16 protein-coding genes are annotated in these 17,802 nt (G+C 40.1%); 14 read left to right on the forward strand and 2 right to left on the reverse strand.

Annotated features, from left to right (window positions below; all coding sequences use genetic code 11):
- Positions 1-127: 127 nt before the first annotated feature.
- The 4 genes from NA23_RS08965 (at position 128) to NA23_RS08980 (ending at position 8,071) form a co-directional block, all read left to right on the forward strand.
- On the forward strand, positions 128-1,447 hold the full coding sequence (locus NA23_RS08965) for a hypothetical protein (RefSeq protein WP_033192278.1): 1,320 nt from the start codon (positions 128-130) through the stop codon (positions 1,445-1,447).
- A gap of 90 nt (positions 1,448-1,537) precedes the next feature.
- Entirely contained in the window at positions 1,538-3,694 is a 2,157-nt protein-coding gene (locus NA23_RS08970; RefSeq protein ID WP_033192279.1) for an AGE family epimerase/isomerase, read from the forward strand.
- Between the two features lie 191 nt (positions 3,695-3,885).
- Complete coding sequence (locus tag NA23_RS08975; protein ID WP_052107228.1) at positions 3,886-5,883, forward strand: glucodextranase DOMON-like domain-containing protein; 1,998 nt, start codon at positions 3,886-3,888, stop codon at positions 5,881-5,883.
- A 220-nt stretch (positions 5,884-6,103) separates the two neighbouring features.
- Positions 6,104-8,071 (forward strand): methyl-accepting chemotaxis protein, encoded by a 1,968-nt coding sequence (locus NA23_RS08980; RefSeq protein ID WP_033192280.1) that lies wholly within the window; start codon positions 6,104-6,106, stop codon positions 8,069-8,071.
- 43 nt (positions 8,072-8,114) lie between these two features.
- On the opposite strand, the gene NA23_RS08985 is transcribed toward NA23_RS08980, so the two are convergent.
- Positions 8,115-9,425, reverse strand: a complete 1,311-nt coding sequence (locus tag NA23_RS08985) for an MFS transporter (protein WP_052107229.1) — start codon at positions 9,423-9,425, stop codon at positions 8,115-8,117.
- 102 nt (positions 9,426-9,527) lie between these two features.
- Here NA23_RS08985 and NA23_RS08990 point away from each other — a divergent pair, with 102 nt between their 5' ends.
- The 10 genes from NA23_RS08990 (at position 9,528) to NA23_RS09035 (ending at position 16,112) form a co-directional block, all read left to right on the forward strand.
- A complete protein-coding gene (locus NA23_RS08990) occupies positions 9,528-9,914 on the forward strand; it encodes a hypothetical protein (protein WP_033192281.1) in 387 nt (128 codons plus the stop codon).
- A 116-nt stretch (positions 9,915-10,030) separates the two neighbouring features.
- Positions 10,031-10,435, forward strand: a complete 405-nt coding sequence (gene tnpA, locus NA23_RS08995; protein WP_033192282.1) for an IS200/IS605 family transposase — start codon at positions 10,031-10,033, stop codon at positions 10,433-10,435.
- Between the two features lies 1 nt (position 10,436).
- Positions 10,437-10,847 carry a helix-turn-helix domain-containing protein gene (locus NA23_RS09000; RefSeq protein WP_052107230.1) on the forward strand — a complete coding sequence of 137 codons (411 nt, stop codon included), beginning with the start codon at positions 10,437-10,439 and terminating at the stop codon, positions 10,845-10,847.
- Complete coding sequence (locus tag NA23_RS09005; RefSeq protein ID WP_203225716.1) at positions 10,805-11,113, forward strand: hypothetical protein; 309 nt, start codon at positions 10,805-10,807, stop codon at positions 11,111-11,113. The genes NA23_RS09000 and NA23_RS09005 overlap by 43 nt, the downstream gene beginning before the upstream one ends.
- Entirely contained in the window at positions 11,050-11,703 is a 654-nt protein-coding gene (locus tag NA23_RS09010; protein ID WP_052107231.1) for an RNA-guided endonuclease TnpB family protein, read from the forward strand. The genes NA23_RS09005 and NA23_RS09010 overlap by 64 nt, the downstream gene beginning before the upstream one ends.
- A 321-nt stretch (positions 11,704-12,024) precedes the next feature.
- Complete coding sequence (locus tag NA23_RS09015) at positions 12,025-13,746, forward strand: HD domain-containing phosphohydrolase (RefSeq protein WP_052107232.1); 1,722 nt, start codon at positions 12,025-12,027, stop codon at positions 13,744-13,746.
- Between the two features lie 23 nt (positions 13,747-13,769).
- Positions 13,770-14,354 carry a hypothetical protein gene (locus NA23_RS09020; RefSeq protein WP_033192283.1) on the forward strand — a complete coding sequence of 195 codons (585 nt, stop codon included), beginning with the start codon at positions 13,770-13,772 and terminating at the stop codon, positions 14,352-14,354.
- Positions 14,355-14,390: 36 nt separating this feature from the next.
- Entirely contained in the window at positions 14,391-14,777 is a 387-nt protein-coding gene (locus tag NA23_RS09025; protein ID WP_052107233.1) for a J domain-containing protein, read from the forward strand.
- Between the two features lie 26 nt (positions 14,778-14,803).
- Entirely contained in the window at positions 14,804-15,670 is an 867-nt protein-coding gene (locus NA23_RS09030) for a DUF5685 family protein (protein ID WP_033192284.1), read from the forward strand.
- Positions 15,671-15,797: 127 nt separating this feature from the next.
- Entirely contained in the window at positions 15,798-16,112 is a 315-nt protein-coding gene (locus tag NA23_RS09035) for a hypothetical protein (RefSeq protein WP_033192285.1), read from the forward strand.
- Positions 16,113-16,199: 87 nt separating this feature from the next.
- Here the strand turns inward: NA23_RS09035 and NA23_RS09040 are convergent, their stop codons facing one another.
- Positions 16,200-17,792, reverse strand: a complete 1,593-nt coding sequence (locus tag NA23_RS09040; RefSeq protein ID WP_052107234.1) for a tetratricopeptide repeat protein — start codon at positions 17,790-17,792, stop codon at positions 16,200-16,202.
- Positions 17,793-17,802 lie beyond the last annotated feature (10 nt).

The following is a 17,802-nucleotide window of genomic DNA, read 5'->3' on the forward strand; positions in this document are numbered from 1 at the left end:
ATAATTTAAGATTTTCGTGTTCGTTTAAATTTCAGATTATTACAACAAAAATATATAATACGGTAAATGTGTAAACGCTTACATATTTATTCCCTTCTTTCAAACTCTTTCAAGGAGGTGGGTTGTTATGAAAAGGTTAGCTATTTTATTTGTCGGCTTGCTTGCTCTGATGGTGTTCGCCGAATCTGTCTCTATTCCAGTTATCGCCGGTCAAGTGGAAGTACCAGTAGTTTTACAAATGGGAACCTTGTCGGAGATGATACCCGAGGATTTTGAACCCGACTGGACGAGTTTGAAGGTCTTAGTCGAGGGGAAGGAAGTACCCTTCCAGATTGAGGACGTCGATGGTAACAAACGTGTATCTGCTCCAGATTATCTGGTTTTCATTGCTAAGGGTAAATCGGAGATCGTAGTTCAGGATACTTCTTCAAAAGCGGTTGTATATCCGAAAGCATTTGATGTTGTAAAAGACACTAAAGAATGGATCATTAAGGCTGTTGATGGAACAATCGAAGCGGTAGTTAATGACCACGGGTTGGTACAAGTTACTCGATTCGGCAACGTGAAGGCCAAATTGGTTGACGAAATTGGAATAGCAAGGGTTAGTGGCTGGTACAACTCCACGTATTATGTTGACGGAAAACTCGGTGATCACCACGAGGAAACAAGTGGTGCTTTCAGAGTTGTTTCTTTAAAGGTATTAGATCCTGGCCCTGTGGCAGTAGGTATAATCGCCGTTCTTAAGTCGGAAAAGTTCAACGGACTTAGACAGGAATTAATTACCCATGTTTTTAAGAGTGGGGACATACTTGTCGATAACAAGTTTGTCTTCGAAACGTACGCTGATATGATGAAGGTACAAACAATGGTAACAAGACCCATAATTCCAGCTTTCGATGATACGCTTCATATATTACCAGTTTTCAGAAGACTTGTGTGGGCTGACCAGCTCAATATAACGCCGTATGAATACTGGCTGCAAAGAAACGCAGTTACCTGGGTTAATAACATGCCATATATAGTTTTCCCGGCTGGTAATAGCATGAAACCACTCTGGTGGGGAGCTACTTACATATTTGCTTCAATGGAACGCTGGAGAAGCAACTTCTCACCAAAGGGGAACGTTGGTATCGCTGAAATTCTTCCGGAAATCCCAGTTATTCCTGCAGACTACAAGAAATGGTTAGACGGTGATACTTGGGTCTACGAAAGCCTTGAATTCCGCGATGGAGTTTTCAAATGGATGCCAGGTGAATTCGACGCTTATCCGTCAACCACAGGAGTTTATTCGATGAAAGTTGAAGACATGCCTAATAGGTACAAAGCAGGAGATGTTGTTCAACATGTCAGATTGTTCAGTCTGTACAACGCAAAAACTGTCGAGGAAGCGGTCAAGTTCATAGAAGCTAAGAGTGAATCGTTCAGAAACTTAAAGATAGGGGAATGAAATACTAAAAATTTTCTGGAGGCCGCGTCTTCGGCCTCCTTTGTTTAATTTTCTAAAAGTTTTTTGGTCGTAGAAAGGGTGATCTTTCGAATGAACAAAATGCTTGTTATTACGCTTTCAGTTTTTATTTCTTACATCTGCTTTGGTGCTATAACTTTCGACAATACACACCTTGAACGGCTTAGCCAATATTTCACTCTTAACGGAGAAATTGTTAAAGGGTACTGGGTTTACGCTGATAACAAAGGCGACAGATTTGAGGTAGCGACAGCTCCAAATGAAGGCGACTTTTGCGTTGATGATGTAGCTCGTGTTGTTCTACTGTACACGGATGCTTACGAGATTCTCAAAGATGAGAAATACCTTTCTCTCGCAATCGAGGCTTCGAAATTTGTACTTCAGATGCAAGCCATCGATGGTGAATTTTACAATTTTGCGTGGCAAGATGGGACTATAAACAAACACGGTTTAACAAGTGAAAAATCTACGTCTTGGTGGACTCTACGTGCGTTTGCAGCACTCTCAAAACTTTCTAAATATTACAAAGATGCAAGTGTTCTGAACGCAGTGAAGAAGACTTACGGTGCAATTAAAAAATCACCACCGGTCTACGGTGACCAGCTTGCGATGTATGTTCTTGGACTGTCGTATTATGTTGATTCAATTAGGGATGAAACTGCTAAGAGGGATTTAAAAAAATATGCAGATGAGCTTATCAATTACCAGTGGAAAGAGTACAAATATCTACCAGGCTTCTTTTCAGTTTACCAAGATAGGTTTAGTTGGAACGGATGGGGTAATCATTACGCTGAGGCGCTTATTGAATCATACAAAGTGTTAGGTGATAATCGTTATCTTTTGGTTGCTCAGCAATCTTTAGATTATCAAGTTCCTTTACTCGTTTCAACTGGGTTGATTTATTCAATCGGGAAATATATCAAACTTTTTCCTGAACTTTCTTATGCATTAGAATGTGTGACCGTTCCTTCCATTAAATTATATGAGCTTACACAAGATCAGAAATACGCTTACTATTCTGCACTTTTGACTTCCTGGTTGTACGGAGGGAATAGGTTAAACGTAAGAATGCTTGGCGAAAATGGGGAAGGTTACGACGGTTTAGAATACATGCACTACAACCGCAACGCAGGTGCCGAATCAACTATTTGTGCCTTAAGAACCTCTCTATATGCCACAAAGCTCCCGGCTGATTTTCAGGAGTTTTCAGTTAATCCGATTATCTTAGGTAGGAATGGTATCACTGTCTTGGAGGTTGAATCCTTTGATCCAGGGCTGTCTGATGTGCGATTCATCACTGGAGATTTTGGGGCTGGGGCAGCTTTCCAAATTGAAGGCAAAGCGAGATTGAAAAAAGAAATTTCGGAAATTTCAGAAGGCCTTTATAGTGTCCTTTTATCTGGTAGTTTTAGAAATACAACGGTGACCGTTTCTTCAAAACTGCAAGTCAAAAAGGAAATCACAGGAACCGGGCTTTTTGAGTTAGGTGAAATTGAGATTTCCGGGAATGTAAGTTTATCAACTTCTAACTCTTGTATTGTTGATCAAGTGATATTGATACCTGAAAAAATGGGCGTCTCATTTAAGATAGCAAGCGAAACAAAAACACTTTATTATGACTTCAAAGATAAACGGACTAAAATAATTAACGATGTTCTGTTTTTGAAAAAAGAAAAGGAAATGTCTACAACATTGATACCAGAAATGATGGTTATTGATAATTTCACAATCCTTGACTTAAGAGAACTTTTCAACAACAACGGTTTTGCCGTACCTCAAAAACCTGGGAACTTTGACAACCTTGGAAGTATCGTAGGGGCGTATTTACCTGAAAACGAGATATCAGAAGGAATAATAACGATAAAAGGGATACCATTTGAAATTGTAACAAGAGGCAACGACAACATACGTTGCGTTGGGCAGAAGATTATCTTGAATCAGCCTATCAGCAGTGGTAAGGTATACATTTTGGCAGCTGCGAACCATGGTGATTACAGAGTTGAGTTTCTAATAAATGAGAAGGCCTATGTAATTACGATAACTGATTGGTGTAACCGGCCAGATGGAGTTGTATTCGATTATCGGTACACACAAAGTGGGGAACGACAGTTTATCAGATGTGGATTGAGCCTTTACGAGTTAGACATTTCAAACATAGGAGAGCCATTAAAAGAAATAGTTCTACCGCGTGAAATCAACGTCCATATTTTCGGAATAACTTTGAAATGATCAACTTCAGACAATGCGAAATGGTAATACAAGAAGGCGCTGCGTTTAGCGGCGCCTTCTTTTTCAATCAATTTTCCTTTGATTTTAATTAGAAGTTCTGGAAAAGTTTCCATAGTACGTAAAAATTTCCAAGTGATATGAGAAAATATTTAAGATAAAAGTACTACACTCTGTAAAAAGGAGGGGTATGGATGGCGTGGATGAAGAGACTATCCATTTTGTTACTCTTAGTTAGCGTTTTATCGCTTGCAGCTCTGAAAGTAGAGGGGAACAAGGTTATCTTCACATTTACTTATCCACAAGCAAGTACGGTTCACCTCGCTGGTACGTTCAACAACTGGTCTACAACAGCCAATCCGATGAAAAGGGAAGGTGACACGTGGATCACAGAACTCGAGCTGAAACCGGGAACGTATCAGTACAAATTCGTTATCGATGGCGGTAAAGTTTGGAAAGAAGATCCGGACGCACCAGGTTACACGGATGATGGATTCGGTGGGAAAAACGGTGTCTTTACTCTTGCTTCAAAGGATGGAAAGTTGGTCATCCTCGCACCTGCTCCAGATATCGCTGGAAAGATTGAACTCAACGAACAAAGAGAAGAGAACTTCTCCATAGAAGACAACACATATGTTGTCATTCGCTTCTACAAACCGAGCGCAAAATACGTCTTTATCGCTGGTTCATTCAACAATTGGAGTTCGACAGACACAGAATGCTACAGTGCTGGTGACGGCTGGTGGGAAGCTGTTCTTGAGTTGACACCTGGCGTTTATCAGTACAAGTTCGTCGTCGATGGAAAGGATTGGACTACCGATCCAAATGCACCAGCATATGTGGACGACGGTTTCGGTGGTAAGAACGGTGTATTTGAAGTTTGGAAAGAGAACGGAGTATTAAAAGTCGGTGCTCCGAGAGTGCAGATGCAGGTAGAAGAAGAAAAGAAAGTTGAAATGCCAAAGGAGAATGTGGTAAAGTCTGTCGAATATTCAATTGATGGAAAGCTCACTGAAACTGAGAAGAAAACTGCGTACTTTGAAGGAACGGGTGTCTTCAAAGTAGCTTACATTGCAAGAACATCATCAGCACTTTATGTTGCCGTAGAGCTTGACAAACCTGCAAAGGATTATCTCAACCAAGATTTACTTGTTGAGGTATACACGGACTCTCCAAGAATGTCGGCTGTGAATACGAGAACCTTCAACGGAACGGAACTTGATAAGAAAGTAGGTTTCAGATTCTCAATTAACATGAAGACATATGCAGCGAGAAAGCGCGGCTCATTCTTTGCGGCAATGGGTGATAATACGTGGGTCCTCCAAGCAAATCCGTTCAAGACCGCTGTCGATGAAGTCGTTGAATTTGAAATACCTTACGATGTAATCGGTGTTAAAAGCGGGGAAACTTTCAACGCTTTCGTGGTGGTTTCGGTTGCGGGTAAAGATCAAGTAGTGCCAGCACAAGGAGTTGCGGTCAAAACACCAAGTATGATCTCTGGAAATGTTATAGCTAAATTCGTCGACAAAGTCGGTGATGATTACGGATTTGGTACGTACACGTATCCAAAAGATCCAGCCTTTGCACCTTACAAAGGCTTGTGGGACATAACGGAAGTCACAGTCCTTGAAAACGAAGAAGCCTACGTATTCGCTATTAAATTTGCTGAGATGACTAATCCGTGGGCGTCACCGAAAGGATTCTCTCACCAGTTGATCAATATCTACCTTGATACCAAACCTGGCGGAAGAACGAACACTTACAAAGAAGGTGCAAGGGTCCAATTCAAAGAACCTTGGGATTACTTCATAAAGATCGCAGGTTGGCCAGACTATGGTCAAGTCTTTGCGACCGCTGACGGAAAGGAAATGCCTGAGGCTATAAACTACGAGGCTGATCCGGCTGATAAGGTAATATATGTTGTAATCTTCAAAAAATACCTGCAAGTAGAGTCAGGTATCAAAGCGTACATCTTGTCTATGAGCCAAGACGGTTTTGGAACAGACCACATAAGGGCTGTAACTGCAAATGCTTCGCAGTGGACACTTGGAGGTTATCCAGCCGATTCAAAGGATTATGCACCATGGGTACTCGATATCATCGTTCCGGAAGGATACACACAAGAGCAAGTGCTGAAATCCTACATCCCCGGCCAAGCCTACGCAACACTTGTACCAGTTGTAGTTAAATAAGCATAAGTTGAATAATTGTTTAAAACCTGCCAGTGTTGAGCTGGCAGGTTTTTGATTTTTGCTGTTCTTTCAGCCGAGGGTTTTCTGATGAAATTTTGCCAAACTTTCGTTTTTTTTGTGGTATAATTCCAAATAAGATATTTTTTATCTAAGGAAAACAGAGTGTAAAAATTCTTAGTTAACGGAATCTCAAATCTCCTATGCAAAGGAGGGAAGAACTATGAAAGGCTTAAAACTGAAGCACATTCCTATCGTGCTCGGACTAAGTTTAGTTGTTATCTTGTCGATTACCTTGCTTGTCTTTTTACAGTCGAGCAACCAAGTCAATTTGAAGTGGAGTGAATTGTACAAGGAAGCGGCGCAAAGAGATGTTGTAAACAAACTTGACGCAAGGATGGAGTTATTGCGCGTGCTTTTAAATTCTCTTTTGAACGACCAAAAGGTCATCGAGCTTTTCAAAGAAAGGGATAGGGAAGCTCTCTATCAGTATTCAAAAAACTATCTTAATACATATGCCAAATCTGGTGTTAATTTAATCCATTACATTGATCCCGATATGAAATCATTCTTGAGAACCCACCAGCCGGATAAATTTGGAGATGATCTTTCATATAGAAAACTTGTTAAGAAAGTAGCAACAACAAGACAAGAAGTGGCTGGCTACGAGGCTGGTAAATTTGGTGTTGCGATGAGATACATCGTACCCGTAATTTCCGAAGGTGAATTCGTTGGTATTGTAGAGATTGGAATATTGCTTGATAAGGCTTTCCTCGAATCGTTAATCGGTGAGAATGAGGTTGTCATTTTCTACGGTGAGGGTGGTAAGTTGTCAACACCGATGATTGTGAAAGAAAACGAAAATATAGAAATTTCAGGCGAGATGAACATAGAAAAGTGTTTAAGAACCGAGGGGTATTGCGAAGTTAAAAGCGGGTATCAGTACTTGTCTTATCCTATTAAAGATCCAGATGGAGAGACGATAGCGGTTATACTAACGCGAGTTTCAATTAAAGACGTTGAAGAACTTAGCAAACGTTCCATCACGATTGCTTCAGTATCGCAGGTTGCTGGTATTGTAGCACTGTTAACATTGGTGATTTGGCTCACAAGAAGTGTCATAGTACAGCTTTCCAAAGTACGTGAAGGAATTTCCAAATTTGAAACCGGCGATTTAACTGTCCAATTTGATGTCACTTCGAGTAACGAGATTGGCGACCTTGTAAAAGCTATATCTCAGGCAGTTGAGAAATTACGCAATGCTTTCTTAAATATCGAAAACACCTTTGGGACGATGAGGAAAGTTATCGAAAATTACAGCAGCTTGGTAGATAATCTAAGTAATGTTATTGAGCGTGCGGATAAGGTTTCTGAACAAGTTTACACGACTGCAGAAAATATTTCTTCAGCGTTTAAAGAAACGAACATGGCCGTTGCTGAAGTTGCCGAAGCAGCCCAAAACGTTGCTAATACAGCTCAGCAAATATCAGCATTTACGAATTCCGCATTCGATGAAATATCCAACTCGGTGGAGCTTGTAAAGGAACTCGTTGGAAAGATAGAAGAAACGATAAAGACATCAGAACGTTCTATGATGGTTACCGATTCACTTGTAAGTTATTCATCGCAGATACAAAACATAGTTGACACCATAAACTCGATAGCAGAGCAAACGAACCTACTCGCACTCAACGCGGCGATAGAAGCAGCAAGGGCAGGGGAAGCGGGAAGAGGTTTTGCTGTGGTCGCAGATGAAATAAGAAAACTTGCAGAAGAGAGTAAGAGGTCAACAAGTGATATACAAAAGATCCTAAGGAATATCAAAGATGGAGTGGAGCAAGTCGACCAGACCGTGAAGCAGAACGCAGAAGTACTGGGGACATCACGCGAGAGTGTGGTGAATGTACAGAAAGCGTTTGAGAGGATATACAAAATTATGGAAGACATCAATTCAAAAACTCAATCATTCGCAGCCGCAAGTCAAGAACAGAGTGCTTCAAGCGAAGAAATTAGTGCGGCAGTCCAAAGTGTTGCAGATAATGTAAATGAATTGGTTGGAATACTAAGAAATATGATGAACGAAATGGAAAAAACAAGGGAAATGATACCGGAAGTAGACATAGGTCAGGAAGCTCTCAAATTAGAAATAAAGATGTTTGAAGAGACGATGAAATTCTTTAAACTGCGTTAGTAGAATTAAAAACCTGCCAGTGTTGAGCTGGCAGGTTTTTTTGTTATCCTATTTCAACGTTCTTTGTCTCGATTGCTAAAAGAAGAACTATTACGGCTGCTAAAATCGACAATCCAGCGAGCCACGAGAAGATTTCAAGAAGGGATTTGTTCATCGAGAACATATATCCTGCGAATTGTGGGGCTAATATGCCTGCTATCCTTGCGACAACACCTGCCATTCCGTTGCCCGTTCCTCTCATTGTAGTTGGATACAACTCTGGAGTGTAAGCATACACAAGTCCCCATACGCCAAGTGTGAAGAACGATAGCAGTAAAGCGACGATTATCAACTGAACTGTATTTCCCACAAATGCCCAAAGTATTGCACTAACAGACATGCCTATAAAGTACATCGCAAGGGATTTCTTGCGCCCGAGCTTTTCGATGAAGTACGCAGCCGACAAGTATCCCGGCAGTTGTGCAACCATCATGAAAAATGTGAACCAGAGCGATTTTGTTGCATTCAGGCCTTGCTGAGCGAATATCTTTGGTGCCCATGAAAAGAGCGTGTAGTAAACAAAACTCACAACAAACCAGCTTGCCCAAATCATTATCGTTCTTGATAGATACGGACTTTTTAGTAATTCGATAACAGCAACTTTGCTCTCTGGTATAGGTGCGACATCGTAATGTATTTTCGCCTTTAAAACCTTTTCCAAACCGTCTTTCCCGTGCTTTTTGAATGCGAACTTTGGTGACTCTGGTAATTTGAGTAAAATCGGTAAGAGCACTAATCCCACAGCAAATGCCCAGTATGTTATTCTCCAGCTTATCTGCACTGTTGTCACCGAAACAAGACCTATAAGGATACTTCCTATCGCCCAGCTTGCTTCAAGAAGGACAAGGTAAGCACCGCGTAGCCCTTTTCCTAAGAATTCTGCAAGGTAAGCATTCACGGATGGCATCAAGCCGCCGTATCCGATACCAGCAAGCAAACGCAAGAAAAGGAACGTGGCTGCAGAGTTGGTGAATCCAAGAAAGAGCGAAAATACCACGGTGAAAAGGAAATACACAATATTTGAAATCTTTCTACCCAGAAAGTCAGCGACGAATCCTACACTCAGTGCTCCGATGAGCATTCCAATGAAAGTCGCACTCAAGATGTTGGCAGATTGTTGCACAGTCAGTGCCCACTCTTTACTTATCGCTGGGAGTGTAAAAGAAAGTGCGAGCACGCCTGCAGCGTCAAAAGACCACATCAGTGATGTAATGAAAAGCAGCAGTTTTCTTGTCTTGGAGTTTACATACGTCTCGACTATCTCATCAACGGAGAGTAGTTTTCTACTCGAGCCATGTGCCAGTTTTTCAACCATTTGCCGGCCTCCCTTCGCCTGATATGTCTTAACTACATTTTACCTTCGATGTAAAACATTGTCAATTTTTCTGATTTATCATCGATTGCAGGAGGCTGGTTTATGAAGGTTATAAAGCTGAGGAACGTACCACTTTTACTTACGGTTATATTGACATGTGCTTTCACGGTTATGTATTTTGTGAACCAACACTTTTCGAATCAGATTATAAAAGGATGGTCGGAGAAGTATAACGAAGCGATTGTAAAGATTTTGAAAGAGAAAGTGGAGAGCAAGGTTCCGATTTTTTCGATACTAACAGAAATGATACTAACAGAAATATTGCAAAACGATCCGAACTTGATAAATATTATACAAACAGACGATAAGGATTCGCTGCACTATTATCTGGAGTATACCTTTGATACTTATAAACAATACGGGCTTAGTATTCTGCAATTCAACAGACCTGATTTGAAGCTAAAGACACTCTCGTGTCTTCAGACATGAGTAACAGTTAGTATGTCAGACAGTTGTGCTATCATAATCATTGTTCTGACTTGACTCACAAGACAACAGATGTTGTAATATACGTACCATGTTAATCTCGCGAAGGGGTGTTGCTAGTGGCTCATCTTCATAGAGGCAGAGGTTACGTTTATTCCATTCAATACCATATCGTCTGGTCCGTTAAGGACAGACTTAAAATCCTTACCGGCGAAATAGAACGCAAGCTAATCGACATCCTCTACGAAATTGCAAAAGAGCAGGGTGTAAATGTACTAGCTTTACAGGTCAACTTAGACCATGTGCACATATTAGTTGACGCATCGCCCCAGGTCTATATACCAAACCTTGTGAAGGCTCTGAAAGGTGTAAGCGCATGGAGATTGTTCCAAGCTTTTGCTGAACTGAAAACTCGTCTCTGGGGTGGCCATCTTTGGAATCCGAGTTACTTTGTGGCAAGTGTTGGCAACAACGTAGAAGAAAAAGTCAGACAGTATATTCTCTCACAAAAGGAGAGAAGTTAAGTTGATAGTCACGTACAGATACAGGATATATCCAAACAAGCAACAAAAACTGCAACTTTCCAAAACATTCGGCTGCACAAGATTTGTGTGGAACTATTTTCTTGCTTGGAGAGAGGAAAGATACGGAGAACAAAAACTCGCAACCACTGAGGCTGAGTGTAGAAAACACCTAAATAGCGTGCTCAAAGAGCAGTATCCTTGGCTTAGGGAAGTTGATAAGTTTGCTCTGGAAGATGCATTGATAAGATTGGATAATGCATATAACAGATTCTTCAAGGGTCTAAACCTCGTTTTAAGAAGAAAAAATCACACAGGTTTTCATACACAACGTATTCTACAAACAACAACATCCAGATTGATTTCGGAGTTATGGCAAAAGATAAGACCAAGAACCGCTGTTGGGGAAAAATAAGACTACCAAAACTTGGTTGGATTAAGGCACGAATACACAGAACGTTCAACGGTAAGATAAAGACTGCAACAGTTACGTTACTTCCCAGTGGACATTACTATGTTTCAATCGCTGTTGAGGTTGATAAAGTTAACAACAAAACCAAACACCAGAGCCAATCAACTATGCAGTTGCACTTGACCTTGGGCTTAAAAGTTTCTACGTGGATAGCAACGGTAATCGTGTCGAAGCACCGAAGGTGCTTGCTAAATATGAGAAAAAACTAAAGAAACTGCAAAAAGATTTATCAAGAAAGAAAGTAAAAAGCAAGAACTTTGAGAAAGCCAGAATCAAACTTGCTAGGTTGTATCAGAAAATATCAAATATCAGGAATGATTTTCTGGAGAAATTAACCTCGCAGGTGATTAACGAAAACCAAGTTATCATCTGCGAGGATTTGCGTGTTAAAAACCTGGTAAAGAACGGACGACTTGCAAAGAGCATACTTGATGCATCATGGTCGAAATTTTTGCAAATGCTCAAACACAAAGCCGAGAGACGAGGTAGGATATTCATACAGGTATCGCCAAACTTTCCATCATCACAAATATGCAGTGATTGTGGATACAAGAATGAAGAAGTAAAAGACCTGAGTGTGAGAGATTGGGAGTGTCCAAGCTGTGGTAGTGTACACGATAGAGATTTCAACGCGGCGAGGAATATACTTGCAGAAGGTCTAAAGCTGCTTAGCGAGATTAATAAACCCGTAGGGCTGGGACGGCCCGAGCTGAAAGGCGATGCCTGTGGAGGCAAGACCTCTACTATCGGTGGTACGTCACTGGTAGCAAGTCTTGTCTATGAAGCAGGAAGCTCGTGACTTCAGTCATGAGCGGTTCATATTTTCCCTCATCTGCGCGAAGCTGATAGAAAGGTTAAAGAGACTGTTCAAAACTTTTCGGAAGACTTGACGAAAAAAATTCCGGCTGGGAAACGATGTCTTGGTTCAAGAGTTAGAATTTTAAAAATCTAAAAAGTCGAAGAAATGGAAAACTCACACTAAACGGTTATGTTAATACGAAATTGATGATTTGAGAGATGCAAAACTCTTTTTTAAAAAAGTTTGTGCTATAATTATTTAAAAAAATCTGTCACCTCTACGGTCGTCTTTTAGTTTAAGAGTGAGTAGGAGGTGAAGAGCATGAGTGAGAGCAAGAACAATAGTAAAGAAATTTTTTCGGAGATTAAATTCATAAGAATCAGCTTGTTGTTTCTAACCTTCTTCGTTTTGTTTGCTGAGGTTTTTCTGGGATATATGATTTATAAAAAACGAACAGAATACTTTCAAATAAAAGTGGTGTTCGATAAAATTAATTCAGTCTTCCTCGATCATTCAAAGGCCGAAGGTCTCATTGAGGTGATGGAACGCTACGGTTTTGAAACTTCTGAGTTCATAAAAGCGATCAATTCAAACGATTCCCAGACTATAGCAAAGCAATTAAGAGACTTTGCCTCATTTATGCGCGAGTATGAAGCAAAGAGTATGCAAAGTGGATTTAAGTTCTTTACGTGGGTTATAACTGTTATTCTCATATCGATGTTTCTGATTCTCTTAAACTTTAGAAGTAGATACAATTTCGTACAATCATTTTCGACCAAATTGTACGAAATATTAAAGAAAATTTCTGAATCTTTGTATATCGAGAATATACCAATTATACAGTCCGAAACATTTAAAGAAGAGTCGATCATAAACGCTTTGATAAAGGAAGCCAACATGAGGAACGGGATAGTTAGTTATTTTAGAGAACTTCCATATGTTGATACAATTGAAGAATATATCAAACTCGTTGGTGAACAAGTTTGTAGCTTTTTTGAAGTGGAGAGGTTCTCACTTGCTTTGATATCAGATGATGAAGTGATTGCAGAAGAGGCGTACTTTTCAGAACCGGGACAGAGAGCTTTTTTGCATAAAGGTTTCAGACAAAAGCTCGGTGAGACATCACTTGGGAAAATTGCGAAAGAAGGGCTTAAGTATCGTATCATTAACGATTTGAGAGCTGTTAATTCCAAGAGTGCAGAACTCATAGTCAAGGAAGGATTTTTGTCCAATTTAACAGTTCCAGCAGTTGTTGGTGGGGAAGTAATAGGGTTTTTCTTTTTGACATCGAAAGAGGTTAACCATTTTACTGAAGAAGACGGAAAGCTATTCCATATAATTTCTTTGATACTTTCACCTAAGTTGTTTTACGCGTTGGCAATTCAGAACGTAGTGGCGAATTTTGGTGAATCCCTGGTAAAACTCTCAGAGTACAGAGACAACGAAACAGGCAATCACATTAGGAGGGTTTCAACTTATTCGAAGATACTAGCAGAGGCTATGAAGCTTGAGCCAAGGCTAGTCAGGGAAATATATGAGTTTGCTCCATTGCATGACATTGGAAAAATAAGTATACCTGACAGCATACTACTCAAACCAGGCAAGCTTGATGACGACGAATGGAAGGTTATGAAAACACACGTGATGATAGGTGTAAGAATTATCGAAGATTTTGTTGAGAACAGTCGGAAAATCATGTCTGGCAACTCGCTCAAGACGGCGATAAATTTGATTAGAGACCACCACGAGAAATGGGATGGAAGCGGGTATCCGTTTGGAAAGAAGGGAGAGGAGATAAGTATCGAAGGGAGGATACTGGCAGTTGCCGATGTGTTCGATGCTTTGACATCGAAAAGGCCGTACAAAAAGCCATTCTCGTTTGAGAAAGCGGTTGAGATAATAGGTAGAGGGACGCATTTTGATCCAAGAGTAGTCGATGCGTTTGTTGAGAATATAGAAAAAATAAAGGCAATTTACAACGAGCTTAAAGACGTTGAGAGCAACGAAATTTCCGAGCCAGACAAAGAAAAGGCAGGTAACTAAGCTGGATGGGTGATTGGTGAGTTATGGCTGATAGATTTAACAAAATAGAAAGTTCGAGAACAACTCGTAGCAAGAAGGTAGCTTTTCTTGGAATCTTTCTTGGGTTTCTTTTTGTTTTTCTTTATATCGGCAGTCTAACACCGAGTAAGTGGACTTTCCTTATCGTTGCATCGTATTTGCTCTATGGCCCGTATTTGATATTCGATTCATTTTTTATGGGGCTTTTGGAAGTGTTTGGTTTAAATGTGTTGGCCTATTTGTTCATACCAAGAATTGGATATGTGACCACCTTTGCTTTCATATCTTTTTACATTCCTATCAGGTATCTTTTAGAAAGGCATGGAAAGGTACTTTCGTGGGTTGGCAAGTATGTGTATTTCAACTGTGCGTTTTTTATTTGGCTTTTTGTTCAAGGCGTCGTATTGGACATCGACATACTCTCACAGACAGCTCAAGCAATTCAAAAAGTTGTGATTATTGATGAAAAGCTTGTTATGTACGGCATAGTTATTTTTGCTAACGTGTTTTTTGCTGGCTATGAGATTCTGTTTGAAAAGGTTGTTTTGGAAATGAAGAAATGGATTGAAAAATTTCTCGATGTTAAATGATAGAGCGAAAATTCTCGTACCGTGGAGGTGTATTTTGTGCGAAGTATATATGAGATACTTAACATTCCAGAAGATGCAACACACAGTGAGGTTGAAAAGTTGTATAATGAATACCTTGAAAAGTACAATCCAAAAAGGTACGAAAACAGCCATTTAAAACCTATTGCAATTGCAAAGTACAATGAGCTTGTGGAAGCCTATAGCGAGTATTTGGAGAAAAGAAAGCTTGAACAACCTCTTGTAAACAATTCTTCGGTCGACAATTCAGAATTTTTAGGTCAGCATGTTTTAAGGGGATATCGTCCTGGCTATTACAGAAGAAGTAATGGTTGCTGCGATGACGTGTGTAGATGTATTGGATGCATGTGGGTTGGCGATACGTGTTGTGAATGTATGGGTGGAGATTGTATTTCATGTATGTGAGATTTTCTTTTTAAGTAGGTGCTGGGATGTTTGGGTATGTAAGACCTGTTAAAGATGAGCTGAAAGTTAGAGAATTAAACGAATTTCGTGCTTTTTATTGTGGCGTGTGCACGAGTTTGCACAAAGCAAGATACCTTGCAAAATTCTTTTTAAGTTATGATTCTGTGTTCTTTGCACTGCTTTTGACTTCACTCAGGGGTAAGGAGTTAGAGTACAAGAGAAGGTTTTGCGGTATTGAGTTGAGAAATATCAGTTATTTTGAAGGTGAGGAAATACAACTTGCCGCAGGTAATTTTCTGTTGCTTTTGAAGTACAAACTTTTTGATGATGTTGAAGATGAAAGGAACTTTGCTAAAGCTCTGCTTTTGAAAGTTTTCAAGAATATTCCTCCAGTTCAACCTTCCGTGGAGTTTCGTCTCCAAGCTCTTCTGAAAGAGCTTAATGAATTGGAGAAAAGAAGAGAACCATCTATCGATAAAACTGCAGAGGTGTTTGGTGATATCGTGTCTTTGTTCTTTGAGAATTTCCAAGGCCTGCCTTCTGAACAAATAACTGTTTTGGTGCATTTGGCAAAGCATCTCGGAAAGTGGATATACGCGCTTGATGCGTTTGATGATCTGCGAAGAGATTTAAAGAAAGGGAACTACAATCCTTTCGTTACCCAGTATGGTTTTAGTTCAGGTATGGACGTTGAAGAATTTGTAGACAGCATAAGGCCAGAGGTTAGGAAATATCTCTTCAGAGTTTTGGATGAAGTTGTCCTTGCCTATAATTTGCTTGAGTTGAAAACGTACAAGGGAATTTTGGACAATATAGTCTATCTAGGACTGTTTGATGAAACAGAACGTGTTCTAAGTGGAAGAAAGACATGTGGAAAGGTTCATAGAGCTTGATTTTCCTTAATTCTTTCTTTTGCTATGTTGTTTCATACTTTAAAAATATGGACAAATATGTTAAAATATTTAGGTCGTTTGAAAATAAAAGCGCTTGAAACTTGCTCAGCTTTAGGAGGTTTTTTGCATGATAAGATGGAACCTTTATTCTTTTGGAGAGTTTATCCCACATTGGTATAAGTGGGAAGACGGGACGAAGTTTGTAGCTGTTTATGGAACGTACGAAATCGGAGATTGGGTCTTCCAGGATTCAAAACTGGAGATTGAATTAATCGAAGTACCTGATGAAATCAGAGATATGAGGGAAATATATGAATTCCCATGGGAAAGGTTCAAGATACTACCAACAGAAAAGACGGTAGTCGTTAGTCAAGGGAATTTGGAAGATATCGCGGAAACCGAATTCGAAAAATTCGTTTTGGGACTACATGAGCAAAATTGAGATTCATTTTCAATGAAAGCTGAGGGTGATATCACCAAAAAAGCGGGCGTACATCTGCCCGCTTTTTGTTTTACTGTAGTGGTCTAATTATTTTCCTGTCGTGATTTCCATGAAGAATTTTGTAGTCTTTCTGAGTATTTCATCCTCAATTTGCTCTATTTCTTCATTTGACGGTTGGTATCCGACCGCTTTGAATAGGTTGATTGCGAATGTTTCATAGTCGGCACAATCGACATCGAAGAAGTCGTCTAAGGGAGACTCAAGTAGTGAAGTCAGCCTTGTTGAGAATAGGAAGTGGATTTCTTCAATTTCACCACGTATATCTTCGATGATATGGTCTATGTTCTTGTCACCAGATAGTATGTGTTGGTACAATCTCAATATCGCTGTTGAACATGCAAGGGGTAGCCCTGCGCCCATTGTTAATAGTGTGAGTTTGGTGGTGTTTTTCTCCATGATTATTGGATCTGTGCCTGCGATGTACATTCCGGCTAAGATATATGGGAAGTTATTCGTATCCGCAATGGTAACATCTTTTAAGATCGGCTCTATTTTAGTTAATCCCAAAAAGTCTTCAACGATGAGTTCTCCATCATCGTTGGTGGATTGTACGATAGTTTCGAGGGCATCTTGAAATGGGAATTCTATTTTTTCCAAGAGCTCTTCAGATCCTTTCATTTCATTTTCAAACTCATCGTCGTATTTTCTCTTGCCTACGAAGAACTGGATTCTCTCAAAATTTTCGCGAAAATCGTCCTGTACTTTCTCAAAAGTTTGGTAAGCTTCCTCGTAAAGTCCCAACCTGCGCTGGAGTATGCCCAGTTCGTTTAGCACTTCCGGTGTTTCGTACTGTTTGGAAAGTTCGAGCAATAGTCCGTAAGCTTGAAAGTGTTTTCCAAGTCTTGTTAAAGTGTAGGCAAGGTTATACATGATCTCGGGTTTTTTGGCAATTTCGAGGCCTTTTTTGAAAATCTCTTCGGCTTTTTCGTACTGCTGACGGAGGTTATAAACAACTCCAAGTCTCAAGTAGGCTTCGGGCATTGGTTCGAATTTTATCCCTTCAGCAGATAATTCGCTTGATTCGAGTTTTTGCACTATAGAGCGGTATATAACTTCTGCATCGCTTAGTTGTCCCAGCTCCATGTAGATGTCCCCGATTTTCAAAAGCGGGAGCAAGAAGTTTGGGTCTGTTTGATACGCTTTTGTGTAAGCTTCCATCGCTTCATCGTAATCCTTTTTGGCAAACAGCACATTGCCAAGTTCATAGTAAGCAAGTGAAAAGTTTGGATTCAGAGCTAAGGATTGCTTGAATTCAATTTCTGCAAGCTCATAATTTCCAAGTTTAGCTTGCAAGATAGCATTGTAAAAATAATAGCGGTAGTCTTCCTGAAGGTCTCGAGCTCTTTTTAGAACCTGCTGTACCTCGTCGAATTTGCCTTCGTTGATAAGTATTTTGAATTTTTCATAAAGAAAGTAAAGTAAATAGGATTTCCAGTATTCACTCTTTTCTATCGAATATTGCTCTTCAAGCCCTCTTAGTATCACATCGATTGGGATGCTGTTTTGATCTGTTATGAGCAACAGGTCCTCGGCAAGAACGGGTAACTTCACTGGTAAGTTCAGCCTTTTTGCGACTTCCGGCTTAATTGGAAGGTACACTATCGCCTTTATTTTCTCCACCTCGCTTTTT

Source organism: Fervidobacterium islandicum (genome assembly GCF_000767275.3).
Taxonomy (GTDB): domain Bacteria; phylum Thermotogota; class Thermotogae; order Thermotogales; family Fervidobacteriaceae; genus Fervidobacterium; species Fervidobacterium islandicum.